We start from the raw sequence: 26614 nt of genomic DNA, 5'->3' as shown, positions 1-26614 counted from the left end.
TTTGTGCAAATTTTCCATCATTTTGTTGTTTGTTTTATGACTTAGTAGCAAATGAAATCGCAAAAAGAGTGGAATTATAAAAAATTTTAAAAAAACTCTTGAAAAACGCAACTATCTTTTGCATTATTATAAGTGTAAGGGTTTTCTAAATGCAAATATTTTTTGCATACCTGTTAACTAACCTCGTCACTAGAGGATGAATAAAAAATCTTTGTTTAAAGGGGGAAGTGCCCAAATGATTCCTTACAAACACGAACCGTTTACAGATTTCTCAGAGAAAGAGAATCAGAAAGCATTTAATGAAGGTCTAAAGGTAGTAGAAAGTTACTTAGGTCAAGACTATCCATTAGTGATTGGCGGAGAGCGGGTAACAACTGATGATAAACTGGTTTCTGTAAACCCAGCAAACAAAGAAGAGATCATCGGACGTGTATCAAAAGCAAATCAGGATTTAGCTGAAAAAGCGATGAATGTTGCCTTTGATACATTCCAAACTTGGCGTAAAGTGAAGCCTGAAACTCGCGCAGATATCCTTTTCCGCGCTTCCGCTATTGTTCGTCGTCGTAAGCATGAGTTCTCTGCTTTATTAACCAAAGAAGCAGGCAAACCATGGAATGAAGCAGATGCTGATACCGCAGAAGCAATCGACTTCATGGAGTATTATGCTCGTCAAATGCTTCGTTTGAAAGATGGGTTCCCTGTTGAAAGCCGTCCAGGTGAATATAATCAATTCAACTACATTCCATTAGGAGTCGGAGTTGTCATCTCACCTTGGAACTTTGCCTTTGCGATCATGGCTGGTACAGCAGTAGCAGCAATCGTTACGGGTAACACGGTTCTTCTAAAACCAGCTTCAACGACTGCTGTTGTGGCAGCGAAATTCATTGAAGTATTAGAAGAAGCAGGTCTTCCGAAAGGGGTAATCAACTACGTTCCTGGAAGTGGGGCTGAAGTTGGTGATTACCTGGTTGATCATCCAAAGACACGTTTTATTTCATTCACAGGTTCTCGTGACGTTGGTATCCGTATCTACGAAAGAGCAGCAAAAGTGAACCCGGGTCAAAAATGGCTGAAACGTGTTATCGCTGAAATGGGCGGTAAGGATACAATCGTTGTGGATAGTGAAGGAGATCTTGAATTAGCGGCTAAATCAATCGTTGCTTCCGCATTCGGATTCTCCGGACAAAAATGTTCTGCTTGTTCACGTGCCGTGGTTGTAGAAGATGTTTACGATCAAGTACTTGAGCGCGCAGTGGAATTAACGAAAGAATTAACGGTTGGAGATCCTACAGACCGTGATAACTTCATGGGTCCTGTGATCGACCAGGCGTCATTCGATAAAATCATGAGCTATATTGAAATCGGTAAAGAAGAAGGTAAGTTAATGATTGGTGGAGAAGGGGATAATTCAAAAGGCTTCTTCGTAAAACCAACTATCTTTGCTGATCTTGATGCGAATGCTCGCTTGATGCAAGAAGAAATCTTCGGGCCGGTTGTCGCATTCTCGAAAGCAAAAGACTTTGATCATGCACTTGAGATCGCGAATAACACAGACTACGGTTTAACAGGTGCAGTCATCACCAATAACCGTGCGAAGATCGAACAGGCTCGTGAAGATTTCCATGTTGGGAACCTTTACTTCAATAGAGGCTGTACAGGAGCAATCGTTGGCTACCAACCATTTGGTGGATTCAACATGTCGGGTACCGACTCCAAAGCGGGCGGACCGGATTATCTTCTGCTTCACCTTCAAGCAAAAACAACATCTGAAACACTTTAAGGGTATGAAAACGGGAAGGAGCCTTTGTTGACAGGGGCTCCATCCTTGTATATAACATTTTTTTTCATTACGTAAGGAGGAATCTATATGACAGTAAGTACTCATTCGATTATTGAACAAACAGAAAAATATGGTGCAAAAAATTATCACCCACTTCCAATCGTTATTTCAGAAGCGGAAGGTGTATGGGTTAAAGATCCAGAAGGCAATAAGTATATGGATATGCTTAGCGCTTATTCAGCAGTCAACCAGGGACATCGCCATCCAAAAATCATCCAGGCGTTAAAAGATCAAGCAGACCGTGTGACACTGACGTCACGTGCGTTCCACAACGACCAATTAGCCCCTTGGTATGAGAAGATTTGTAAGATGGCTGGTAAAGACATGGCTCTTCCAATGAATACAGGTGCCGAGGCAGTGGAAACGGCGATCAAGACAGCTCGCCGCTGGGCATATGATGTGAAGGGGGTTGCTGAAAATAGTGCGGAAATCATCGCGTGTAACGGGAACTTCCACGGAAGAACGATGACAGCTGTTTCCCTATCTTCAGAAGAAGAATACAAGCGTGGTTTCGGCCCGATGCTTCCAGGAATCAACTTGATTCCATACGGTGATCTGGAGGCGTTAAAAGAAGCCATCACTCCAAATACAGCCGCTTTCCTTATCGAACCGATCCAGGGGGAAGCAGGGATCGTATTTCCTCCTAAAGGATTCATGAAAGCAGCACACGAATTATGTAAAGAAAACAACGTTCTATTCATTGCAGACGAAATTCAGGCAGGGCTTGCCCGCTCAGGGAAGATGTTTGCATGTGAGTGGGAAGATGTTGATCCTGACATGTACATTTTAGGAAAAGCACTTGGAGGCGGAGTGTTCCCGATTTCATGTGTTGTGGCCAATGAAGAAGTATTAGGCGTATTCAACCCTGGCTCCCACGGTTCTACTTTCGGAGGGAATCCAATGGCATGTGCGGTTTCTGTCGCATCACTGGATGTATTGATCGATGAAAACCTGGCAGAGCGTTCTCTTCAAATGGGAGAATACTTTATGAGTAAACTTCGTGAGATAGATAATCCTATGATTAAGGAAGTTCGTGGTAGCGGATTATTTATCGGAGTGGAACTGAAAGAACCAGCCCGTAAATACTGTGAACAACTGAAAGAAGAAGGGCTGCTTTGTAAAGAAACACATGATACAGTCATTCGTTTTGCTCCACCACTTGTCATCTCACAAGAAGACCTGGATTGGGCAATCGAAAGAATCAAAAAAGTGTTGTCTTAATTCCAGCTGGAGTTAAAAGTTTTTTTCTTAAATCGACTGGAATAGGCATGAAAATAAAAATTATTTCTTTCCCCAGTCAATGGTTAAAGATACGGTAATATGTTACAATTACAACGTTTCAGATCACATAATAAAGAGGCGAATGTTTACAATGGGAGAAAACCTTAATCTGTTTACTTCTACACAGCATGTCATCAATGATGCTTTATCCAAGCTAGGGTATACGGAAGAAATGTATGAACTTCTGAAAGAACCGATTCGTATGTTGACCGTTCGTATCCCGGTTCGAATGGACGATGGCAGTATCAAAGTATTTACGGGCTACCGTGCTCAACATAACGACGCAGTCGGACCTACCAAGGGTGGAGTACGATTCCATCCTGAAGTGGATGAAGAGGAAGTAAAGGCTTTATCCATGTGGATGAGCTTGAAATGCGGTATTGTTGATTTACCATACGGTGGAGGAAAAGGCGGGATCATCTGTGATCCAAGAACGATGTCTTTCACTGAACTGGAAAAGCTAAGCCGCGGCTATGTTCGTGCCATCAGTCAAATTGTTGGCCCTACAAAGGATATACCGGCACCAGATGTGTACACAAACTCACAGATCATGGCTTGGATGATGGATGAATACAGCCGTCTTCGTGAAAATGACTCACCAGGATTCATTACAGGAAAACCGATTGTTCTTGGTGGTTCCCAAGGTCGTGAAAAGGCAACAGCTCAAGGTGTTACAATCTGTATTGACCAAGCTGCAAAGAAACGTGGCATCGACATCAAAGGTGCACGCGTCGTCATCCAAGGTTTTGGAAATGCCGGCAGTTTCTTAGCGAAGTTCATGCACGATGCCGGTGCAAAGGTCATCGCCATATCCGATGCCCATGGTGCCCTTCATGATCCGGCTGGTTTGGATATTGATTATCTGTTAGATCGTCGAGATAGCTTCGGTACAGTAACGACTCTATTTGAAAACACGATTTCAAATAAGGAATTATTGGAGCTTGAGTGTGACATTCTTGTTCCGGCAGCGATTTCAAACCAAATCACTGAAGAGAATGTCTATGATATTAAAGCATCCATTGTGGTAGAAGCTGCAAACGGTCCGACTACCTTTGAAGCAACTCGAATTCTTTCTGAAAGAGGAATCCTGCTTGTACCAGACGTACTAGCAAGTGCTGGTGGAGTAACGGTTTCATATTTCGAATGGGTTCAGAATAATCAGGGGTATTATTGGACGGAAGAAGAAGTAAACGAGAAGCTTCATGCTAAACTTGTCGAAGCTTTCAACAATGTATATGAAACATCTCAGAATCGTCGAGTGAATATGCGACTCGCCGCATACATGGTCGGCGCACGCAAAATGGCTGAAGCCTCTAGATTCAGAGGTTGGGTGTAACGATCGCATAAAATAAGAACGTATTCTCAATATATTGGGGGTACGTTCTTTTTCGGTTTGTAAAGGAATTTTCTATTTGGTATCGAAATGATTAGAGAGCATCGATTCTGGGTAAAATCATTGAAATTGACATCGGATGAGAATCATCGTACGATATTTATGTTCTTATGTTTAAACTATTAAACATTAACGTTTTGGAGGGATTCATTTGTCAACTGAAATGATTATAGAGGAAGCTTCTCTTGAAGCGGTTGAATCAACACTTCAACATCAAAAGCATTTTTTTAAGTCCGGGGTTACGCGGCCGCTGCAATATAGAAAAGACTTGTTAGAGAGGTTCTCAGCAGTCATAAAAAATCATGAAGCAGAAATCATCGATGCATTGAAAAAAGATTTAAATAAATCCGAGATGGAAACGTATGCGACAGAAATCGGAATCCTGCTTGAAGAAATTCGATTCGTTCTGAAGAATATCGACGAATGGGCAGAACCTAAAAAGGTCAAAACGGCGAAAACACATATTGGCTCGAAAGCCTATACTGTCCCGGAGCCTTATGGGGTTACACTGATCATCGCACCTTGGAATTACCCGATCCAACTTGCACTGGCCCCTGTCATTGGAGCGATCGCAGCCGGGAATACAGCCATCATTAAACCGTCAGAATTAACTCCTTCTACATCTGCTTTATTAGCGGAAATGATCAATATTCATTTTGACCCAAGACAGCTTTTCGTGATTGAAGGAGGAGTGGAGACAACACAGCATCTCCTGAAACAGCCATTCGATTATATTTTTTTTACCGGGAGCGTTCCCGTCGGAAAAGTAGTGATGGAATCAGCGGCAAAGCAGTTGATTCCTGTCACTCTTGAATTGGGCGGGAAAAGTCCGTGTATCGTGGATGAAACGGCTGAAATTCCTCTGGCTGCAAAGCGTATCGCATTCGGGAAAGTGACGAATGCCGGACAAACGTGTATTGCACCTGACTACCTATTTATTCATAAAAGCAAGAAAGATGAATTTATCACTGAATTTAAAAAAACGGTCATTGAATTTTATGGAACAGAACCATTAAAGAGTGAAAAATTTGGTCGGATTGTAAATGAGCGTCATTTCAATCGTTTAACAAGCTACTTGGAAGAGGGAGAAATCCTCTTAGGGGGAAATGTGGATTCTGGGAGCTTAAAAATAGAACCGACTTTAATGAAGCCGAGAGACTTTACTGTGCCGGTGATGCAGGATGAGATATTCGGCCCGGTTTTCCCAGTCATAGAATATGAGGAGCTTGATGAAGTCATTGATTTTGTAACAGAGCGGCCGAAACCGTTGGCCCTTTATTTGTTTACTAGCAATCCAATTACAGAAGAGAGAATCAACAAATCGATTTCCTATGGTGGCGGTTGTGTAAATGATACACTTATGCACATCGTTACACCATATCTTCCTTTTGGAGGAGTAGGGGAGAGTGGGATTGGGAATTACCATGGAGAATCAAGCTTCTCAACCTTCTCACATTATAAAAGCATCTTGAAACAGACGACGAAGTTTGACTTAAGCTTCCGTTATCCAAGTGGAAGATTTGGTATGCAGATCATTAAGAAGTTATTGAAATAAGAAAGGTGACCCAGAGGATGGGTCACCTTTTTGACTTTTAAGCGAGGGATCGAAGTGTAATCCTCGTTAATGTTAATGCTGCTTGAGCATCATTTATCTTGTTGGTTCAGTATGAGGTTCTCTTTCAAGCTCTTCAGTTGGTTTGAATAACAGTCCAAGATTAATTAGACCGGCAATACCAACTAAACCGTATATGATACGGGATAGAGCGGCATCTTGACCACCAAAGATGGCTGCAACAAGATCGAATTGAAAGAAGCCGATAAGTCCCCAGTTCACAGCACCAATAATGGTAAGAACCAAAGCAATACGTTGAATTGTACTCATGTTGTTTTCCTCCTTATTGAATGGCTCATCTATAAGTTTCCCATTGCGCTTATTCCTATTCAGTTTGACTACTACAAAATTTTCTTATGCAAGTTCTTTGCATTTTGGGGATGATATATTCGATAATAGGAAATGTGTTGTAGACATTTTGGGTAACGAAATAGTTCGGCCCTTATAAAATACAAGGAGGTAACAAATAATGAATGAATTTACTTTTTATAATCCAACCAAATTGATTTTTGGAAAAGGGCAAGTAGAACAACTGAAAGAATTGGTACCTCAATATGGTAAAAAAGTGCTTGTCGTGTATGGTGGCGGAAGCATTAAGCGTAATGGGTTATACGATCAGGTAATGTCTGTATTGAAAGAAATTGATCGCGAAGTATTCGAACTTTCCGGAGTAGAACCGAATCCACGTCTTTCCACAGTCAGACGAGGTGTAGAGATAAGTAAAGAAAATAATATTGAATTTATTTTAGCTGTCGGTGGGGGAAGTGTCATCGACTGTACAAAAGCAATTGCTGCTGGTGCAAAATATGATGGTGACGCATGGGATCTTGTAACGAAGAAAGCTTTTGCGAAAGAAGCTCTTCCATTCGGAACAGTCCTGACTCTTGCAGCGACCGGCTCTGAAATGAACGCGGGATCTGTTATCACGAATTGGGAAACGAATGAGAAATATGGTTGGGGCAGCCCGGTGACATTCCCGCAATTCTCTATCTTGGATCCGGTAAACACCTTCACAGTACCGAAGGATCATACAATCTACGGAATGGTGGACATGATGAGTCACGTGTTTGAACAGTATTTCAATAATGCAACCAACACACCTCTACAAGACCGTATGTGTGAGTCTGTTCTGACTACAGTTATTGAAACAGCTCCGAAGTTGCTAAATGATCTTGAAAACTATGAGCTGCGTGAGACGATTCTGTACTCTGGAACAATTGCCCTTAATGGAATGCTGCAAATGGGTTACAACGGTGACTGGGCCAGTCATAACATTGAACATGCTGTGTCGGCTGTATATGACATCCCACATGCAGGGGGACTCGCGATTCTATTCCCTAACTGGATGAAGCATAACATGAAAGTGAATCCTTCGCGATTTGCTCAACTGGCAGAACGAGTATTCAATGTCGACCCTGCCGGTAAGTCAGAAGAGGAAGTGGCACTGGAAGGAATCGAAAAGCTTCGTGAATTCTGGACGAGCATCGGAGCTCCTTCCCGCTTAGCAGACTATGATATCGACGACAGTCAACTGGACCTGATGGCCGACAAAGCGATGGTGAACGGCGAATTCGGTAACTTCAATAAATTAAACAAAGACGACGTTCTTGCTATATTAAAAGCATCTCTTTAAAACGATATTGGGAGGGACGGACCTTGAACAAGGTCCGTCCCTCTTTATTGGTTTGTACGCCAATAATTAGGGGAATATAAGCGGGTGAGAACAGATGTTGAAAAAAGTTTTCAATGCACACGCTTACATAGAGGGAGCTTTCTTGATTCTCGGGTCAGCTTTCGATAAAGTGAGATAGAAGAAAATATTTTAATCGGAGGATGGTTATGACACACATTCGTTTTGATTATTCAAAAGCGTTATCGTTTTTTGGAGAACACGAACTTACATATTTAAGTGATGCCGTTAAGGTTGCTCATCACTCGTTACATGAACAAACAGGTGCAGGAAACGACTTCCTGGGATGGATCGACCTTCCTGTTGAGTACGATAAAGAAGAATTTTCCCGCATTCAGAAATCAGCGGAGAAAATTAAAAGTGATTCCGATGTGCTTCTTGTCATCGGGATTGGTGGATCTTACTTGGGTGCCCGTGCGGCGATTGAAATGCTGAACCACAGCTTTTACAATGCTCTTCCGAAAGAAAAGCGTTCCACTCCACAGGTCCTGTTTGTTGGACAAAACATCAGCTCCACATACATGAGAGACTTAATGGACCTTCTTGATGGAAAAGACTTCTCCATCAATGTGATTTCGAAGTCCGGTACTACGACTGAACCAGCAATAGCTTTCCGTATCTTCCGTAAAATGCTGGAAGAAAAGTACGGGGTGGAAGAGGCTCGCAAACGCATCTATGCCACAACGGATAAATCGAAGGGTGCCCTTAAAACATTGGCATCTGACGAAGGCTATGAAACATTCGTTGTTCCTGATGATATCGGCGGTCGCTATTCTGTTCTGACAGCAGTTGGACTCCTTCCGATTGCTGTAAGCGGAGTGGAAATCGAGACGATGATGAACGGCGCTGCTCAGGCCCGTGAGGATTTCAGCAAGTCTGAGCTTACAGAGAATCCTGCTTATCAATATGCTGCGGTTCGTAACGCGCTATATAATAAAGGAAAAACAATCGAAATGCTCATTAACTATGAGCCTGGTTTACAATATTTTTCTGAATGGTGGAAACAGTTGTTTGGAGAAAGTGAAGGGAAAGACCAAAAAGGAATTTATCCTTCTTCAGCTAACTTCTCAACAGATCTTCATTCTCTTGGACAATATGTTCAAGAAGGACGCCGTGACATTTTTGAAACAGTCATCAAGGTTTCAGAGCCACGTCATGAGCTGAAAATCGAGAAGGCTGACAGTGATTTGGACGGCTTAAACTATTTAGCTGGTGAAACGGTTGATTTTGTAAACAACAAAGCGTTTGAAGGGACACTGCTCGCCCATACAGATGGTGGCGTACCAAACCTGATCGTGGAAATCCCTGCGATGGATGCATACACATTCGGTTACCTGGTGTACTTCTTCGAGAAAGCATGTGCGATGAGTGGATATCTACTTGGTGTGAATCCATTTGATCAACCGGGAGTGGAAGCATACAAAGTAAATATGTTCGCCCTTCTTGGAAAACCAGGCTTTGAAGAGAAGAAAGCGGAGCTTGAAAAACGCCTTAAATAAGGAAAGAGCACTGAGGGAAATCTCAGTGCTCTTTTTACATTTTTCTTTCACTTTAGGAGAAACTATCCCTAAAAGAAAGGGGATGGATCCACGTGATTGAGCTTTCATCTAACATTGAAGGACAGCATTATCAACTGTATAAGCTTGAACAGCTATTAAAGCCGCTTGGATATTCGATAGGTGGCAATTGGGATTATGATCATGGCTATTTCGATTACAAAATTGATGATGAAGTGGGCTATCAGTATTTGAGAGTACCGTTTACGTCTGTTGACGGGCAATTGGATTCAAGGGGGGCAACCGTTGAATTCGGTAAGCCGTTCCTTCTCTCTCATAAATACAAGCGTGGCTTGGACGATTACGCATCAACCGGAACATTCTCAGGCTCAGTCAATCAATTTTCCGAACCACAAGATCCTGATGCAAGCTTCCCGGAAGAATATATTGAAGTTGGAAAAGAACTTGTCAAAGAGCTGGAGAACGTTTTATTCTCTAGTTAGAGATCACAAGCAGTTCATCCGTTTCTTCAACCAAAGTCGTCAAAGGAGGATTCACAGTCGTGTTTTCTCCTTTTTTTATGCCTAAAAGGATAATATTGTTCTTTAAAAGATTTGTACTTAAAGAATGAAAGCTCTTATTGATGTGTTCTTCTGAAACAGGTATCAGCTTTAAATTGTTTCCTTTTAAATGATTCAATAATTTCAAGATGGTTTTAGACATTCCTTGAGAAATGATACTGTTCATCATCACATAGCTTGTTTGCATATTCGTTTGAATCACTTCATCGGCTCCTGCCCGCTCGGCATTGGCCACTTGATCCTTCTGGAGGATTTCAACGACAGTATATAAATCAGGGTGATTCCCTTTAATGGCAAGGAGAGTCAGGACAGAATTCATGTCTGCCGTTATCTCATCTTTATTTTGATCAGCGGTAATGATGGCGATCGATGCTTCATGGAGATTTACTTTTTTTAAAATGGCATCTCTAAAAGGGGTTCCCCTCACAAAGTGGATATGGTTATTATTGTATGGATTCCTTTGAAGGGTTTCATCGACCAAAATGATATCACATTGAGACTGCAGGGAAGTAAGTTGATTAATAACTTCCCGGGTCCGTTCATTCCACCCTACGACTACTATATGTTCCTTCCCCTTGAACGTTGCTTTGCCTTCCAAATACGCATTTTGTGTCATGACCGTTTCCGCTGCAAGCATGACAAAATAAGTAGAAAGAAAACCTGCACCTACTAAGATGAGAATTATGCCAATCAGTCTGCCTTCAAACGAAGTGGGAACAAAATCCCCATACCCCACAGTGGAAGTCGTAATAATTGCCCACCAGATCCCATCGAATAAGGAAGGGAAGGTATCGGGCTCGAGGAAATGAATAATCGTTCCAAAAGAGAGCATCAGTGTAATCGCAATCAAAAATATCCGAACAACTAAAGGCCAGCGCAAAAACCCCTGAAACATCAGCTGAACCATTCTACCAGCTCCTTTTCATCTGCACTGACCATTATTGCCTATTCGGGTTCTTCTAAAACTCAGAAAGCCATTCTTTCTTCAACAAACTGTACATATGCGCATCATATTTATGGTCATCTTGAAGAATATACTCTCGAAGTAACCCTTCTTGCCTGAAACCAAGCTTTTCAACCACCCTTGAAGAAGCTTTATTATATGGGACGATCACTGCCCCTACACGGTTCATTCCTTTATCTGCAAATAGGTAGCTGAGTAACGGGGAGAGTGCCTCACCCATGATTCCCTTACCCCAGTGATCAGGGCTAAGATCGTATCCGATTTCACAACGCTTATACGCTTTCGAAATGCCGTGGAACCCACATGTCCCGATCATTTTATTCGAATGCTTCTCCACGATGGCCCAGCGCATGGGGCCGCCTGTTTCAAGGTGCTTTTCATAGTTCTCAACCATACTAAAGGCTACTTCTTTTGAATCGATCGGACTCATACCAAAATAGCGGAGAACGTCGTCAGTAGTATAAAGCTCATAAAGAAAATCAACATCTTTCATTGTGAGCTGTCTTAGTATTAATCTCTCGGTTTCTAAAACTGGATATTTATCCATTATTTTCAACCCCTTTTGTATATGAAAGTATATCATGGAAAAGGCTTATCGAGGGGAAGAAAAGTTTCATAGCCTAGATCCGTTAGGTCATATTCTACTGATACAATTTTTGCGAAAAGAGCCATGATATAAAGAATCTTATGGTAATTATCATGCATGTGAAGTATGTAATATAAACCGTTATTTATTATGAATGATAAATGGAAATCAGGATTTAGGAGTGTTGTAAAGAAGTTGCAAATGACCATAAGGGATGTTAATTTTTATAAAATAATATATCCTAAATAGGAAGATAATTGGACTTTTTGAAAAATGGAGGGGTGTCTCATGAAAATTGAAAATTGTTGTGCAGCATCGAGAGGTAAAAGGGGAGACAATACTGCTAATGTTAATGAAAGTATTTTTGCACCTAAGGGGGCAAGTCAGCTTCGACATGGTGAAGAGTTGATTAATCTTCCAGGTGGGAAATTTCTGATGGGAACTGATGAAAAAATTGGCTATCCAAATGATGGGGAGGGTCCACTTCGAACAGTATTTGTGAAACCTTTCGCCATTGATCGTTATTCTGTGACGAACAGCCAATTTCAAGAATTTATTGATGAGACAGGCTATGTCACAGAAGCAGAACGTTTCGGCTGGTCTTTTGTATTCCACTTGCTTGTTTCAGAAAAGGTAAAAAAACGAGTAGTCAACTCTGTCAAAGAGACACCATGGTGGTTTGTTGTAGAAGGTGCTTATTGGAAACAGCCAGAAGGACCGGATTCATCCATAGATGATCGGATGGATCATCCTGTTATTCATGTTTCATGGAATGATGCACATGCTTATTGTCAATGGTCTGGAAAAAGGTTGCCTACAGAAGCAGAGTGGGAATATGCGGCACGAGGTGGTTTGATTAATAAGAGATTTCCTTGGGGTGACGATCTCCACTTGAATGGTGGGCATCAATGTAATATTTGGCAAGGTGAATTTCCAATCACCAATACTGCAGAAGATGGATACATATCTACAGCTCCCGTTCATGCCTATTCACCGAATGGATTTGGCCTTTATAATGTATCAGGAAATGTGTGGGAGTGGTGCGGAGACTGGTTTACCAATAAACATCCGAAAGCTAAAGAAATGATCAACCCAAATGGACCTGATAAAGGGGTGGCTAAAATAATGAAAGGCGGATCTTACCTTTGTCATCAATCTTATTGTAATCGTTACCGAGTTGCAGCAAGGACGTCCAATACTCCTGATAGCTCAACTGGTAACATTGGGTTTAGATGTGCAGCAGATTTACAATCTTAATTAGATCTCCTATTACTTACTTATTAGTGCTTTATTATTAATTTTCAAACAATTTATAATATGATATTGTAATCATTTTCAATTTGAATTAGAATAAAATCATTGAAACGTTTCAAATGTAGAGATATAACAATCTTAGTTGGGAAATGTAACTTGACTGATTAAAAGGAATGAACGAATTGCCTACTTTAAAGGATGTAGCAAAAGAAGCGAACGTAAGTGTATCGACAGCATCGTATGCAATTAACGGCAGCTCACTTATAACTAAAGAAACCAGGGAAAAAGTCCTGACGGCTGCTAAAAAGATTGGATACCGCCCTAATGCAAGTGCAAAAAATTTAAAAAAAAATAAAAGTGAGATTATCGGCTTTTTCCTGAGTGGTTTTACAGGTCCCTTTTTTAACGAAATATTAGAGGGTGTACAGGATGTTGTCATCAAGAATGGATATGAGATGGTAGTATGTGCATCTAATAGTAAACATAGATTATTGGTTGAAAGCTATGTAGATGGGGCCATTATCTTGAATTTCCACGTGGATGATCATACGATTGATTTTCTTGCGAATGAGAAAATGCCTATTGTTGCATTAGATCGTGAAATGAATAACCCGCATATTAAAAATGTCTTATTGCAAAATAAAGTAGGTATTGAACTTGCAGTTAAACACCTGGTTGATAATGGACATCAAAGAATAGGCTTTATTGGCGGATCTTATGATTCATTCGATGGAGAAATGCGATTGGCGGGTTATAAAGAATCATTGAAAAAATATAACGTGCCGTTTAATGAAGAAGATGTCATTCGAGCAAGATTTACTGAAATTAGTAGTTTGCTCGTTATGGATGATTATATCAAAAAAAATGACATTTACCCTACTGCTTTTGTCTGTGCCAACGATGAAATGGCCATGGGTGCAATCAAGGCTTTACAGCAGAACGGTATTAGTGTTCCAAATGATGTTGCTATAGTAGGTTTTGATGATATTGCCCTGTCAAAACATTTTAATCCTCCTTTATCTACGGTGCGTATACAAAAAAAATTATGGGGTAAGACAGCTGCCGAAGTTTTGTTTAAAATGCTGGATAAGCAATATGATTTTGAACCTCCTGAAATCCCAATAGAATTCATTCACCGCTCATCAAGCTAAATGGCGGTGAATTTTACCAATAACCTCTATCAAGGCAGAGTGTACATTCAAGATTTAGAGATTTTTTTTAGGTGGAATTGAAAACGCCTTCACTATTATTGGAGTTGCGTATATTCAAATCTATTAAATCTCGAGTATATCGCCTTGTGGAGGTTTTATATCGGCATTCTATTGAAACGATTCAATAGAATGATTGACCTTAGATAACATCCTGAATATTGTAATTTTTTATCGTAGTATTCTATTTCTTTATTGACAGCCACAAATGCCATAGATCTATTGAATGGAGGTGTTATTTTAAATCTTTCATGGCAATTTTCTGTTTAATAGAGACATAGTTTTAAATACTTAAGTGCCATTAGAATATAAACTGTTTTAAATTAGTAATAATTAGCCTTAGCTAATTGATGTACAGTAAAAAATTATTAAGGGGTGCAATTAGATGAAAAAGTTGATTCTATTACTAACAGTTTTATCTCTTTATTTAACTTTAAGTGCCTGTACTTCAGATAAGTCAGCAAATGATAAGGATAAGAAGGATTCGGGAGACAAAGAGGAAGTCACGATTTCTGTTGCAAGTTGGAGATTGGGACCTGAGGAAGATAATAATCTTGAGAGACAGATGATAAAAGCATTTGAAGAAGAATATCCACATATCAATGTTGAAATTGATGAGTCGATTGCAGATCCATGGAATGACTCTTTAGCAACTGCTGCAAGTGCAGGTAAGCTACCGGATGTTTTTGAAATTTCAAGTATTCCAGTTTCATTGGCAAATGACTGGTTATACGATGTAAGTGATCTAGTAGAAGGAGATGAAGACTTCGATAAAATTTCTGAATCGGTAAGAGAAAGCCTTACTCATGGTGATTCTGTCATTGCTCTTCCTTCTGGCCAACATTTCTTAGGTTATTATGTGAATAAAAGTCTTTACGATGAAGCCAACCTGAATGCACCAGAATATGGTATGACGATGGATGAGTTTTCGAATTCTGTGAGAGAAATTTCAGATATTAACAATGGGGTTATTGGATTAAATCAACCATTCTCTCTTGTTGAATGGTATCCTGTAGCAGCCAATGAAGATATGGGAATTTACACGTTTAAAGATGGTCAAGTTAACTTGAATAGCAATGAGTTTATCAGTGGTGTGAATTTTGCCAATAGTCTTGTTTCTAATAATTATGTATTTACTTCATTAACAGATGATCAAAAATCAAGCTTTAATGGTAAGGATCCAGCTGAAGTTTGGGGACAAGGTGATTTAGGACTTAGATGGGATGGTACTTGGGCTGTAAATGCGATTAATGAATCATCTGACTTTGAGTGGGATTTCATTGGGATCCCTGGTGGGAAAACAATTGTTGTAAATGATTTTATGGGAATTTCTAAATCTACTGAACATCCAGAAGAAGCCTATCTATTTACTAAATTCATGACATTCGGCAAAGAAGGATTTATGAAACGATTAGAGATTGCTGATGAGAAAGGCATCACATTAAGCTCGCTGCCAATTTCGACAGATCAAGAAATTCTTGATGAGTTTTTCTCAAGAATGGATGTACCTGGAGTACTTAAGGCGTATGAAAATATCGATGATGCAGTTGTTAACTTGCCAAAAATAGTTCCAGGATATACGGATGCACGTTGGGATGCCCCAACAGGAGTTTCAATCAGTGGCGAGATACCAAATGCAACAATCGGTCAACTGATCGATGCAAGTGTAAAAGGAGAAGTGAAAATTGAAGATTACATTTCTCAAGTCAATGAAATGGCAAACAAAAAACTTCAAGAAGGATCAGATGCACTTAATTAAGTGATAACAGGTTGAGGGAGGTAATGATATGAAATGTAAGGCTTTGTTAGGGGCACTATTCCTACTTTTATTGTTACCGCACACGTCTATCCATGCTGCTGAGAATGAGGTTTTAAAAAAGTCGCCTGAACAATTAATAGAGCCTCATTATCGTCTTATCCTCAACGAATGGGAGAGAAATAATATTGATAGCACTGCTCAATTTGAGCGTGCTATCTCTCCCACTTCATTTGAAAATATAGATGAAGATCAGCTATTATCTGATTCAGAAAGCTATGGCTACGGTGATCGTGTAGTCTATTGGGATAATGATGAAACGGTAAGTTTAAAAGTGGAAGTTGATAAGGCAGGATTGTATGAAATAGGGTTTGATTATTTTCCGCTTGGTGATTTGCTAATGCCAATAGAAGGTGCTATCAAAGTTAATGGGGAATATCCATATTTCGAAAGTAGACGCATTGTTTTTCCGGTCAACTGGGAAAATGAAACCAAGAAATTTAAAACTGACAGACATGGAAATGAAATTATTCCAAATCAACAACCAATCAAAGAGTGGAACCATATAAAGGCAGCAGACACCAATCATTACTATTCAAGACCGCTCAAATTTTATTTAGAAGAAGGGGAAAACACACTTTCATTAACAAACCTGAGAGGAGAAATGCTTCTAGGGAAAGTGTCCATTACCTCACCGGAAGATGTACCTGATTATGAGGAATACATAGGTTCAACAGACGAAACAGCAGTTTCAGGTTTACAAACGTATGAAGCAGAACATCCGTTGAAAAAAAACAGCTCATATATCCGCCCTGTTGCCACAGATAAAATATCAATTGTTCCATATGATTCAAAACGACTCCTTCTGAATTCTTTTGGAGGGGAATCGTGGAGTGAATCAGGACAAACCGTAACTTGGGAAATAAATGCCGAAGAAGAGGGATATCATCATCTTTCGTTTAAAGCATTTAACAATAAATCAACAGGAGCACCTGTTTTCCGCACACTATTAATAAATGGATCTATACCCTTTAAAGAAGTAGAACACTATCGATTTAATAATAGTAAAAAATGGTATAATGAAACATTTAGCGATGAGAACGGAAACCCGTATTTGTTTTATTTAAAGAAAGGAAAAAACACACTTACTCTAAAGGCTGACGCATCACCTTTCGGGAGAACTATATTTACAATAGACGAAGTCATGAAAGGTATCGAAGATCTTTCTTTATCAATTCGAAAGCTAACTGGAAATCAACTTGATCAAAACCGGGATTGGAATATTAGTGAATACATTCCAGGGATTGAAGAGAAATTGAAAAAATGGGCGGAATTATTGGAAAAAGAAAACGATTACCTAGAGGAAGTAAGTGGTGGGCAGGAATCGACAGAAAGTGTTTCTTTACAAATAAGTGCAGACAAATTAATTTCGTTATCTGAAAATTCAGACGAAATCCCGTACAGATTATCTGAATTATCAGAAGGATCCAACTCAGCTGCACAATTATTAGGAAAACTAATGATAGATTTACAGAAACAACCACTCCTATTAGATCGTTTCTATATTCATGGGGAGCAAGAACTTCCTGAGGTAAGTGCTGGTATCTTTGCTAAATTGAAGAATACTGTAACGAATTTTATTCAATCATTCTCAGGAGAAAATCTAGCAACAACAGAAGTAGAAGAGGGGACAATTGAAGTTTGGGTTAATAGACCCAGACAGTATGTAGATCTATTACAAAATATGCTTGATCAAAAGTTCACCCCAGAAACTGGAATAAAAGTAAAGCTCTCTCTGATGCCGGATGAGAGAAAGCTCATTTTAGCTAGTGCAGCGAATTCTCAGCCGGATTTAGCCCTTGGTATAAGTAACTGGCTCCCTTATGAGCTGGCCATTCGTGGAGCTGCTGTCGATTTAAGGCAATTTGAAGATTTTCCTGAAGTGGGACAACAGTTTTCCCCTGGGGCATTTCTTCCGCTTATTGTCGACGAAGAAATATATGCTTTACCGGAAACACAAGACTTCTTTGTTCAATATTACCGGAAAGACATATTAAATTCTCTGGACATACCAGTCCCTGATACATGGAATGACGTAGTAAATATCCTGCCTGAGCTTCAGCGGTATGGTATGAACTATTACACTCCTATCGCTGGTGCGGTTGCATTTAAGCCTTTTCAGGCAACAGCTCCGTATATTTACCAATTCGGTGGAGATTTATACAAAGAGGATGGAATCGGTACCCGGATCGATAGTGAAGAATCCCTGAGTGGCATTCAATTCATGACTGAATTAAATACGATTTATAGTACTCCGTTACAAGTACCGAATTTCTATAATCATTTCAGGTATTCAACATTACCAATCGGAATTGGTTCATTTAACGAATTTGTTCAGCTTACAGCTGCCGCTCCAGAAATTTCAGGATGGTGGGACATATCGCTTCATCCTGGAGTGAAACAAAAAGATGGGTCAGTGGACAGGTGGGCGACCGGTTCTGCTCAGGCATCCATGGTATTTGAAGGAGATCATAAGAACGAGGCTTGGCAAGTGTTGAAATGGTGGATGTCAGAAGAAACTCAAACAGAATTCGCCAGAAACTTACAAACTCAATATGGACCTGAATACATGTGGAATACGGCAAATCTAAATGCTTTCAGTCAATTACCATGGCCTGAAAACTTCAAAGAAACAATATTGGCACAATGGGAGTATTTAAGAGAAGTTCCGAAAACTCCTTATTCTTATATGGTAGAAAGAGAGATTAGTAATGTTTGGAATGAAGTAGTTTTTGATGGTGAGAATGCCCGTTCAGCGGTAGATGATTCTGTTGTGACAATTGACCGTGAAATGCGGCGAAAATTAGAGGAATTCGGTTATATAGAAAATGGGAAAGTTGTAAAGCCTTATCGAATTCCAACCATTGAAAAGGTTGAAAGGTGGCTAGAATCCGATGATGAAAAATAAGCAGCATTTAAGTACTTCAATTTTTCTGGCGCCTTATATGATCATGTTTTTCACGTTTATTATTTTACCAGTTGTTGCAGCCGTTGCATTATCTTTTACGTACTTTAATGCAATTGAGATGCCAACCTTTATCGGATTAGCCAACTATGTAAATGTGATTACGCAGGATGCTGTTTTCATGCAATATGTACTGCCTAATACTCTGACCTTTGCATTTATTGTAGGTCCTGGAGGATACGTCCTTTCATTCATTTTGGCTTGGATGCTTGCGCAAATTTCAAAAGTCCCGAGAACTATCCTTGCTTTAATTATTTATTCCCCTTCCATGACTGCTGGTGTTGCCATGGGGGTGGTTTGGAAAATCATCTTCAGTGGTGACGAAGTCGGCTACTTAAACAGTGTGTTAATCAGAATGGGAATCATATATGAACCCGTCCAATGGCTTCAGTCTCCGGAATTCTTAATGACGATCATGATTGTGGTAACACTCTGGGGAAGCATGGGTGTTGGTTTCTTGGCTATGTTATCCGGCGTCTTGAATATTAATAGAGAAATATATGAAGCGGGATATATTGACGGGATAAGCAATCGTTTACAAGAAATCATTTACATCACCATTCCATCCATGAAGCCTCAAATGCTATTTGGGGCGGTTATGGCTGTTGTTGGTACATTCCAAGCAGGAGCAATCGGTGTGGAATTATCTGGTGCAAATCCTACGCCGCAATATGCCGGGCAATTAATGGTAAATCATTTAGAAGATTTCGGATTTATTCGTTATGAGATGGGATATGCTGCGGCGATATCTGTATTGTTATTACTGTTTATCTATCTTTTTGCAAAGGTAGCAAAGCAATTATTTGGCGAAAAAGACTAGGGTACTGTAATAATAATCTACTCTAAATTAGGATGTGGTAATTATGTCATCTTTTCATGGGACGAAAATGAATCCTGATCGATTTCATCGCAGTCAAATGAAGTTTTATATCGTTTTGATCCCTTTAGCAGTATTTATGATAATGCCAATCGTATATATCATTTCTCATGCTTTTAAACCAATTGATGAGTTATTCGCATATCCGCCTAGGTTTTTTGTGGATAAACCGACAGTGCAAAACTTTTATGATCTCTTTACTAATACAAATGCAACTGGCGTACCGATAACCAGATACTTGTTTAATAGTATAACCATTACACTGGTTGTCGTATTTCTCACAGTTTTGATCAGCACCATGGCTGGATATGTGCTGTCAAAGAAAAGGTTTAAGTTAAAGAAAACGATTTTCGAAATCAATACCCTTGCCTTAATGTTTGTGCCTGCTGCGGTTGGGATTCCCCGCTATTTATTGATCGAAGAGATAGGCTTGCTGGACAGCTTTTTTGCTCATATTTTTCCATTACTTGCAATGCCGGTAGGTCTGTTTTTAGTGAAACAATTTATTGATCAAATTCCAAATGAAATGATTGAAGCGGCTCAAATGGACGGCGCATCAGATTATAGAATATTTACTTCTATTATTATACCTTTAGTAAAACCTGCAATTGCAACGATTGCTATTCTATCTTTCCAAATGGTGTGGAACAATGCGGAAACATCCGTATTATATGTTAATGATGAAAATCTGAAAACATTTGCCTTCTACATGTCAACATTAGCCGGAGAATCAGGCAACACTGTAGCAGGCCAGGGAATGGCAGCGGCAGCCTCATTAATTATGTTCATTCCCAACTTGATTATTTTCATTTTCTTACAAAGTAAAGTTATGAATACAATGGCGCATTCAGGCATTAAGTAACGTAAGGGGGAAGGGAAATGAGGAAAACGTTCATCATCTTGTTTTGCCTTTGGGTATCAGGATTGTTTCCCATACATTCCTCTGCTTCCGTTTCTGTTCCATATAAGACAGAAACTTTATCGGCTGATGGAAATGTTATCGAAACTCAAACAGCGTATGTTCCCATTGGGATATTTGAAAATGAAATAGAAATTGCAACCCCGGAGCATATTTTTATCGATGATAATAACGATATTTATATTGCTGATTCGGGTACAAAATCAGTAACAAAATTTGATGAAAATGGAAATGTGAAGCTCATCTTTGGAGAAGGGATATTAAAGCAGCCGTTAGGTGTATTTGTCGATCAAGCAAATGATGTTTATGTTGCCGATTATTCTGCTGAAAAGGTGTTCCGTTTTTCTGAAGAAGGGAAACTGATTCAAGAATACGAAAGACCGGATTCGCCATTATTTGGAGAAAAATCACCCTATAAACCTCAAAAAATTTCTGTCGATCCCAGGGGGAATCTTTATATAATCGGGGAAGGTTCTACGAATGGTATCATCCAGTTAAACAAGGCTGGAGAATTTTTAGGGTTTTACGGTGTTAATACATCCAGGCCGACAATCATGACTTTTCTGCAAGATATGATAACAACCCAAAGACAAAAAGCGAGCTTATTTATGAAAGTACCACCGGCACCCACCAACATAGCACTTGATAAACAAGGTCTGGTTCATACCGTTACTTCTGGCACGGACTGGGAAGTTATTCGGAAATTAAATATCGCAGGATCCAACATGCTACCTAGTGACATATCTTCAACGAAAAATTTAGTAGATATTGCGATTGGTCCTATTGGAAACATTTATACGGTTGGTTTAGATGGGAAGATATACGAATATGATCGATTTGGTAATCTGCTTTTTGTTTTTGGGGGCAGAGACGATGGACTTAATCGTAATGGCCTTTTTATGCAGCCAACAAGTATAGAGGTAGATAATATGGGGAGACTTTTTGTCGCCGACCGTGAAAAAGGGACGGTCCAAATCTTTGAACCTACTGACTTTACCGCAATTCTGCATAAAGGACTCTCTTTATATGCAGAAGGTTTTTATATTGAAAGTCAAAAAAACTGGAAAGAAATTCTCAACCTGAATTCATCTTTTGGGCTGGCTCATACTGCGATGGGTCAAGCTTATTTCAAACAACAGCAATATAATAATTCATTAAATGAATTTAAGCTGGCGAATAATAAAATCGGATATTCAGACGCATTTTGGGAGATACGCCAAAAATGGATGCAGGATCATTTAAGCACAGTAATGGCTATCCTATTAAGTTTATTCATTTTATGGGTAGCAGTCAGGTATATGGATAGAAAGAAGAAGATACTAGAGCCGCTTAGGGAATGGTTCAGTAAGGTGAAAAACATCAAACTTATAGGACAGTTATTGTTTTTACTTAGGTTTCTTAAGCATCCGATCGATAGTTTTTATTATCTGCCAAAAAAAGAGAAAGTATCTGTTTTGTCAGCTACCATATTGTATATCATTCTATTTGTCGAATATTTGATCGTTTTATATTGTACTGGTTTTTTATTCTCATATAAAAGTGTTGAGGATATTAACATATTCTTGGAAGCTGCGACTTTGTTCATTCCAATCATTCTATTTATTGTCGCAAACTACTTAGTTAGTACAATTACGGATGGTTCCGGAAGATTTCGAGATATTTATATAGGTACCATTTATTCATTGGCACCCATTCTACTATTTATAGTACCCATTACGATCGTATCTAACATCTTAACGATAAATGAGTCATTTATCTTTACTTTCTCTATGCAAATTATTATTGTATGGTCAATTATTATCTTGTTCATCATGATTCAAGAAATACATGATTATAAGTTTGTTGAAACGATCCGCAATATTTTAGTGACATTTTTTGCGATGATTATCATGTTACTGGTATTATTTGTCATTTATGTCTTGCTCGATCAAGTTTATGAATTCGTATTAACGATCATTCAGGAGGTGATTCTTCGTGTATAAGAAATGGGCCATTCTTCTTATCGTTTTGTTTTTTCCTATTCAGGTAATTGCAACATCTTCTTCTAAAGAGGAACCAGAAACGGAAGTATCAGAGGTACAAGAAGAGCTTTCTAAGCAAACTTTACGTTTTTCCTCCAATCAATTTACACAGCCTGAAAAAGAAAGTAAGTCAATAGAAGTTGATACCGCAATGGCTAACTTTGAACAAGTTGCAGAAAATGACAAATTAGAACTTTATGTCAACCGCGATTCACTTGCCCTGAAAATCATTGATAAAAGAACAGGTTATATATGGAATTCTGGATTAGCAGAAAATCGGGAATATAAGCTAAATGACAAATGGCGAGATATGGCGAACTCTGCAGTAACCATTACTTATATAGATGCTAAAAATAAAGAGCGTGACGAAAATGTTTTCTCAAAAGAAACGACTACTGAATTAAACGTTGAAGAAAATGGATTTTCAGCAGTGATTGACTTTAAGAAAGCGGATATCGCACTCCAGTTAGAGGTTGAACTGGATGGAGATGATTTAGTGGTTCATATCCCTGAAAGTGAAATTGTAGAAGGTGAAAATGGAAAACTTGTATCATTGCGTCTATATCCTTTTCTAGGGGCAGTACAAGGAAATGAAATCAACGGATATATGTTTATCCCTGATGGAAGTGGAGCCTTAATTAGATTTGATGAAAACTCAAGGTCTAATTCACCTTACAAGGCATCGGTTTATGGGAACGATGAAGGATTTACAAGGTCAGTTGAAGACAAGAAGGATACTCAGGATCAGATTAGTCCTCCTCATAAAATAACGATGCCGGTGTATGGTATCGTACATGAAGCTAAAAAAAATGGGCTGTTTACTGTATTAGAGAATGGAAGTGAATATAGTGAACTCATAGCGTACCCATCGGGTGTATCGACGAACTTTAACTGGATCACTTCAGATTATCATTATCGATATCAATATTTTCAACCAACTAGCCGGAGCATGAGTGGCTACAACACATATCAGAAGAATCGGAATCAGTTTGATATCAAGGAAAGAACCACTTTTTTAGTCAAGGAAGATGCCGACTATGTCGGAATGGCTAAGTCGTATCAACATTACTTGGTGGAGTCTGGTAAACTCTCTCAAAGAAATGATGAAGTGGATGTTCGTCTAGAGTTTTTAGGCGGGGAAGTTAAAGAAGGACTATTATGGGACTCAGTATTAAAGATGACCGGAATAAGTGACCTTCCGAAGTATGTTCGTCAACTTCAACAACAAAATGTTGAAAACATGCATATTGTCTATCGTGGCTGGACGGCCGGGGGATTAACAGGTACACTTCCTGAAAAATTCCCTATTGAAAAGGAATTAGGAAGTAAAGCCGATTTTAAAGACACTATTCTTGAATTTAAAAAGAAGGATATCCCCCTTTACTTCTATACTGATTATACAAAGGCTTATGAAGGAGCAGGCGGTTTTTCGGGAAGCACTGATGTAGCCAGGAAAAAAAATGGGGAAACAATGAAGTTTTCTACTTTCGACCGAAACTATTTTTATTTAAGTCCGAAAGATTCACTAGAATTGGCGCAGAAAGAAATTGATGATTATAAAGAAAACAGCATTTCAAATTTAGCATTGGACACGAGTACCAATGTCCTGTTTTCAGATTTTAATTCAGACAAATCTGCTACTCGTCCAGAAATGGTGGATTTTTACACAAACATGCATGAATTGCTTAATAAAGAGGTGGGATCTCTATCCTTATATCAACCGAATGATTATTTGTGGTCAGAGATGGAGCGTTACTTGGATATTCCCATGTATTCTTCGAACTACAGCTTTGTAACTGATACCGTACCATTTATTCAAATCGTGCTAAAAGGATATATACCATACTATGCCCCATTTTCAAATTTTCAATTTAATAGAGATGAAGAAGTGCTAAGAATGGTTGAATATGGTGCCAACCCATCATTTTATTTAACGACTCATTCTTCTCAATTATTGATGAACACTCCTTCGAAAGACTTATATACTTCTGAATTTGATAAATGGGAAGATGAAATTGTAAGACAATACGCTATTGTTCAAGAAAGTTTGGGACAAGTTGAGGGTGCTACGATAAATAGTCGGTTTATACATGAAACAGGTGTTGTGGAAGTATCTTATTCAAATGGTAAATCAATTATTGTCAATTATACAAACGAACCTTATGTGATCGATGGTATAGAGGTTAAGGCCAAATGGTTCAAGGTAATAAACAAGGGGGATCACGCTTCATGAAACCACTTTCTATGAAAACCAAAAAGAGTTTGATTGGTTATGCATTTATTTCACCTTGGATTTTGGGATTTGCTGTTCTTACAGCATTCCCAGTATTTTATTCTCTATTTCTAAGTTTTCAGAAGGTAAAAGTGACAACTGATGGAATTCAGACAGAAAACGTGAATTTTGACAACTTTTCATTTGCATTTGCAGTGGATACTCTTTTTACCCAAAAGATACTGACATTCTTAGAAGAATTGGTTCTATCTGTCCCCATCATCATCGTATTTTCAATTATCATTGCCTTGCTGCTGAACATGCCAATCAAATTTAAAGGGTTTTTCAGAACCATTTTTTTCCTTCCGGTGATCATTGCAAGTGGACCAGTCATGAAGGAATTAATGGAGCAGGGAGTAACGTCGATTCCATCGATCGAACAATATGCAATTTTTGAAATGATCATGTCCGGTACTGAGGGCTTTTTGAATGATTTGATCATTTATTTAATGGATAATTTGATTTTCATCCTTTGGTTTTCGGGGGTACAAATACTAATATTTTTAGCTGGTTTACAAAAGGTAGATCACCAAATATATGAAGCTGCAAAGATCGATGGTGCATCGACTTGGGAACTTTTTTGGAAAGTAACTCTCCCAAGCTTAACGCCAATGGTTATTGTGAATACAATTTATACCATCGTTATGTATTCAATCTTTGCATTGAATCCTGTCATTGAACATATTCAAATCAATATGTTTGAAATTAAAACGGGTCTTGGTTATGCATCTGCACTATCATGGATCTATTTTCTGATCATTGCCATTGTTTTAGGTATCAGTGTCGGATTACTTACATTGAGAGTCAATAAAAAGTATGGATAAAGGGTGGTGAACATGATGAAGGAAACGGCAAAAAAAATCAGTAATGGGTTTATGAGTTTTACCATTGGTAATCGGGGTCAAAACGGATTATTGTTTAAAAGCTTCGTATACATTCTTTTAATTGGAATCGGATTTGTATATTTATATCCGTTACTTTATATGGGATCATATAGCTTAAAATCATTAGATGATATTTTGAACCCACTGGTGAATTGGATTCCAACACAACTATACTTTGATAATTTTTCAAAAGCCGATCAAGTCCTCAGTTTTTTGCCGACATTAGTAGAGACATTATATGTTACAGCTTTGCCTGCAATCGTGCAAACAGCTGTTGCTTCTATAATAGGATATGGATTTGCAAGATTTGAATTTCCTTTTAAGAAGACTTTATTGGTTTTTGTTTTAGCAACTTTTATCATACCGCCGCAGTTAACGATGATTCCAAGGTATGTATTCTTTAATGAATTAGGGTTCTTGGGGAATATTCAATCCTTTTTATTGCCGGCAATGTTAGGACAAGGACTGAATAGTGCCATATTCATCCTTATATTCTATCAATTTTTCAGAATGATTCCCAAGTCGCTGGAGGAAGCAGCTCAGCTGGATGGTGCAGGATTTTTACGTGTGTTTATTGTCATTGCCATTCCAATGGCTATTCCGGCGTTCATTATTTCATTCTTATTCTCATTTGTATGGTACTGGAATGAGACTTATCTAGCTGCATTATATTTTGGAAATGAGTTAACCACCTTACCACTCGAGCTAAATAAGTTTGTTGCGACTTATCAAAAATTGTATTCTGCTGGCGGAGATGAAGCTACTGGAGACACAATTAATGAAGGAATAAGAATGGCGGGTACGATGTTGACAATCTTACCTCTCCTAGTGGTTTATTTCCTAACACAAAAATGGTTTGTTGAAGGTATTGATCGTTCCGGTATTACAGGAGAATAATATTTGGTATATCATGCGCATCCAAAATTACAATCATAGTGAAAACATTGCAACAGTA

General features: G+C 38.9%; 20 protein-coding genes. 17 read left to right on the top strand and 3 right to left on the bottom strand.

Going from position 1 to position 26614, the window contains the following annotated elements:
* The first annotated feature begins 235 nt into the window (after nucleotides 1-235).
* From pruA to ACYH0O_RS20540, 4 genes are all read left to right on the top strand, one after another.
* Nucleotides 236-1780, top strand: a complete 1545-nt coding sequence (gene pruA / locus ACYH0O_RS20555) for an L-glutamate gamma-semialdehyde dehydrogenase (protein ID WP_482630131.1) — start codon at nucleotides 236-238, stop codon at nucleotides 1778-1780.
* Nucleotides 1781-1867: 87 nt separating this feature from the next.
* A complete protein-coding gene (locus tag ACYH0O_RS20550; protein ID WP_482630130.1) occupies nucleotides 1868-3061 on the top strand; it encodes an ornithine--oxo-acid transaminase in 1194 nt (397 codons plus the stop codon).
* 151 nt (nucleotides 3062-3212) lie between these two features.
* On the top strand, nucleotides 3213-4457 hold the full coding sequence (locus tag ACYH0O_RS20545) for a Glu/Leu/Phe/Val family dehydrogenase (RefSeq protein WP_148970825.1): 1245 nt from the start codon (nucleotides 3213-3215) through the stop codon (nucleotides 4455-4457).
* A gap of 220 nt (nucleotides 4458-4677) precedes the next feature.
* Nucleotides 4678-6069 carry an aldehyde dehydrogenase gene (locus tag ACYH0O_RS20540; protein WP_482632627.1) on the top strand — a complete coding sequence of 464 codons (1392 nt, stop codon included), beginning with the start codon at nucleotides 4678-4680 and terminating at the stop codon, nucleotides 6067-6069.
* A gap of 93 nt (nucleotides 6070-6162) precedes the next feature.
* Here the strand turns inward: ACYH0O_RS20540 and ACYH0O_RS20535 are convergent, their stop codons facing one another.
* Nucleotides 6163-6396: a DUF378 domain-containing protein gene (locus tag ACYH0O_RS20535; RefSeq protein WP_149157620.1), complete on the bottom strand. Its 234-nt coding sequence runs from the start codon at nucleotides 6394-6396 to the stop codon at nucleotides 6163-6165.
* Nucleotides 6397-6595: 199 nt separating this feature from the next.
* On the opposite strand from ACYH0O_RS20535, the gene ACYH0O_RS20530 reads away from it, so the two are divergent.
* The 3 genes from ACYH0O_RS20530 to ACYH0O_RS20520 all read left to right on the top strand — a co-directional run bounded on the left by ACYH0O_RS20530 (nucleotide 6596) and on the right by ACYH0O_RS20520 (nucleotide 9815).
* Nucleotides 6596-7759, top strand: a complete 1164-nt coding sequence (locus ACYH0O_RS20530) for an iron-containing alcohol dehydrogenase (RefSeq protein ID WP_482630129.1) — start codon at nucleotides 6596-6598, stop codon at nucleotides 7757-7759.
* A 206-nt stretch (nucleotides 7760-7965) separates the two neighbouring features.
* Entirely contained in the window at nucleotides 7966-9315 is a 1350-nt protein-coding gene (locus ACYH0O_RS20525) for a glucose-6-phosphate isomerase (protein WP_482630128.1), read from the top strand.
* Between the two features lie 92 nt (nucleotides 9316-9407).
* Complete coding sequence (locus tag ACYH0O_RS20520; RefSeq protein WP_149157623.1) at nucleotides 9408-9815, top strand: YugN-like family protein; 408 nt, start codon at nucleotides 9408-9410, stop codon at nucleotides 9813-9815.
* On the opposite strand, the gene ACYH0O_RS20515 is transcribed toward ACYH0O_RS20520, so the two are convergent.
* Both ACYH0O_RS20515 and ACYH0O_RS20510 read right to left on the bottom strand, forming a co-directional pair.
* The gene (locus ACYH0O_RS20515; RefSeq protein ID WP_149157624.1) at nucleotides 9808-10800 is read right to left on the bottom strand and encodes a potassium channel family protein; all 993 of its coding nucleotides are present in this window, start codon (nucleotides 10798-10800) and stop codon (nucleotides 9808-9810) included. The two genes, ACYH0O_RS20520 and ACYH0O_RS20515, sit on opposite strands and share 8 nt — an antisense overlap.
* Nucleotides 10801-10852: 52 nt before the next feature.
* Nucleotides 10853-11404: a GNAT family N-acetyltransferase gene (locus tag ACYH0O_RS20510; protein WP_482630127.1), complete on the bottom strand. Its 552-nt coding sequence runs from the start codon at nucleotides 11402-11404 to the stop codon at nucleotides 10853-10855.
* Nucleotides 11405-11731: 327 nt separating this feature from the next.
* Here ACYH0O_RS20510 and ACYH0O_RS20505 point away from each other — a divergent pair, with 327 nt between their 5' ends.
* The 10 genes from ACYH0O_RS20505 (at nucleotide 11732) to ACYH0O_RS20460 (ending at nucleotide 26556) form a co-directional block, all read left to right on the top strand.
* On the top strand, nucleotides 11732-12700 hold the full coding sequence (locus ACYH0O_RS20505; RefSeq protein ID WP_482630126.1) for a formylglycine-generating enzyme family protein: 969 nt from the start codon (nucleotides 11732-11734) through the stop codon (nucleotides 12698-12700).
* 179 nt (nucleotides 12701-12879) lie between these two features.
* A complete protein-coding gene (locus ACYH0O_RS20500) occupies nucleotides 12880-13848 on the top strand; it encodes a LacI family DNA-binding transcriptional regulator (RefSeq protein ID WP_482630125.1) in 969 nt (322 codons plus the stop codon).
* Nucleotides 13849-14290: 442 nt separating this feature from the next.
* Nucleotides 14291-15664 carry an ABC transporter substrate-binding protein gene (locus ACYH0O_RS20495; protein ID WP_482630124.1) on the top strand — a complete coding sequence of 458 codons (1374 nt, stop codon included), beginning with the start codon at nucleotides 14291-14293 and terminating at the stop codon, nucleotides 15662-15664.
* A gap of 28 nt (nucleotides 15665-15692) precedes the next feature.
* Entirely contained in the window at nucleotides 15693-18629 is a 2937-nt protein-coding gene (locus ACYH0O_RS20490) for an extracellular solute-binding protein (protein WP_482630123.1), read from the top strand.
* Nucleotides 18616-19506 (top strand): carbohydrate ABC transporter permease, encoded by an 891-nt coding sequence (locus ACYH0O_RS20485; RefSeq protein ID WP_262481830.1) that lies wholly within the window; start codon nucleotides 18616-18618, stop codon nucleotides 19504-19506. Before ACYH0O_RS20490 ends, ACYH0O_RS20485 begins: the two co-directional genes overlap by 14 nt.
* Before the next feature lie 43 nt (nucleotides 19507-19549).
* A complete protein-coding gene (locus ACYH0O_RS20480) occupies nucleotides 19550-20425 on the top strand; it encodes a carbohydrate ABC transporter permease (protein WP_149157631.1) in 876 nt (291 codons plus the stop codon).
* A gap of 17 nt (nucleotides 20426-20442) precedes the next feature.
* Nucleotides 20443-22464 carry a YIP1 family protein gene (locus ACYH0O_RS20475; protein ID WP_482630122.1) on the top strand — a complete coding sequence of 674 codons (2022 nt, stop codon included), beginning with the start codon at nucleotides 20443-20445 and terminating at the stop codon, nucleotides 22462-22464.
* Complete coding sequence (locus ACYH0O_RS20470; protein ID WP_482630121.1) at nucleotides 22457-24736, top strand: DUF5696 domain-containing protein; 2280 nt, start codon at nucleotides 22457-22459, stop codon at nucleotides 24734-24736. The genes ACYH0O_RS20475 and ACYH0O_RS20470 overlap by 8 nt, the downstream gene beginning before the upstream one ends.
* Nucleotides 24733-25599: a carbohydrate ABC transporter permease gene (locus ACYH0O_RS20465; RefSeq protein ID WP_482630120.1), complete on the top strand. Its 867-nt coding sequence runs from the start codon at nucleotides 24733-24735 to the stop codon at nucleotides 25597-25599. Before ACYH0O_RS20470 ends, ACYH0O_RS20465 begins: the two co-directional genes overlap by 4 nt.
* Nucleotides 25600-25611: 12 nt before the next feature.
* Entirely contained in the window at nucleotides 25612-26556 is a 945-nt protein-coding gene (locus tag ACYH0O_RS20460; RefSeq protein WP_482630119.1) for a carbohydrate ABC transporter permease, read from the top strand.
* Nucleotides 26557-26614: the final 58 nt, after the last annotated feature.

It is taken from the genome of Rossellomorea sp. H136 (assembly GCF_056838065.1).
This window is presented reverse-complemented; position numbering and strand designations above follow the sequence as displayed.